General features: G+C 66.3%; 1 pseudogene. It reads left to right on the top strand.

The window, feature by feature from the left end:
• Positions 1–942, top strand: a pseudogene (locus ADK66_RS28205) (molybdopterin-dependent oxidoreductase); the annotation flags it as partial.

Below are 942 nucleotides of genomic sequence, written 5' to 3'. Positions count from 1 at the left end.
GGACAGCTACCTGCCGATCCGGGCGGGTACGGACATCGCGTTGCTGGGTGGGGTGGTGCGCTACATCCTGGAGAACGAGCTGGACTTCCGGGAGTACGTGCTGTCGTACACCAACGCGGCGACGATCATCAGCGAGCGGTTCAGCGACACCGAGGACGGCGACGGGTTCTTCTCCGGCTTCGACCCGGAGACCGGAAGCTACGTCCAGGACAGCTGGCAGTACGCGGGCCACGAGGACTCCTCGGGCAGCGGGCACACGGCCAAGGAGCGCGACTCCGCAGCGGGGATGGAGCACGAGTCGCACGGCGCCCAGGTGGGCGGGCAGACCCAGCGCGACGAGACGTTGCAGCATCCGCGCTGCGTGTACCAGATCCTGAAGCGACACTTCTCCCGCTACACGCCGGAGATGGTGGAGCGGGTCTGCGGCATCCCGCAGGAGAAGTTCCTCGAACTCGCCCAGGCGTGGACGCGCAACTCCGGCCGCGACCGCACCGGCATGCTGATCTACTCGGTGGGCTGGACGCAGCACAGCGTTGGTGTGCAGTACATCCGGACCGGCGCGATCATCCAGTTGCTGTTGGGCAACATGGGTCGCCCGGGTGGCGGGATCATGGCGCTGCGCGGTCACGCCAGCATCCAGGGGTCCACCGACATTCCGACGTTGTTCAACCTGCTGCCGGGCTACCTTCCGATGCCGCACCACGCCGATCACCCGACCTTCGACGAGTGGGTCGACAGCATCCGCCACCCGGGCCAGAAGGGCTTCTGGGGCAACGCCGAGTCGTTCGCCGCCAGCCTGCTCAAGGCGTACTGGGGTGAGGCCGCGACACCGGACAACGACTTCTGCTACGGCTACCTGCCGCGGATGACCGGCGATCACGGCACGTACCAGCAGGTGTTGAACATGATCGACGGGAAGATCAAGGGCTATTTCCTGCTGGG

This window comes from Micromonospora sp. NRRL B-16802 (genome assembly GCF_001279555.1).
In the GTDB taxonomy this organism is placed as follows: Bacteria; Actinomycetota; Actinomycetes; order Mycobacteriales; family Micromonosporaceae; genus Micromonospora; species Micromonospora profundi.
This window is presented reverse-complemented; position numbering and strand designations above follow the sequence as displayed.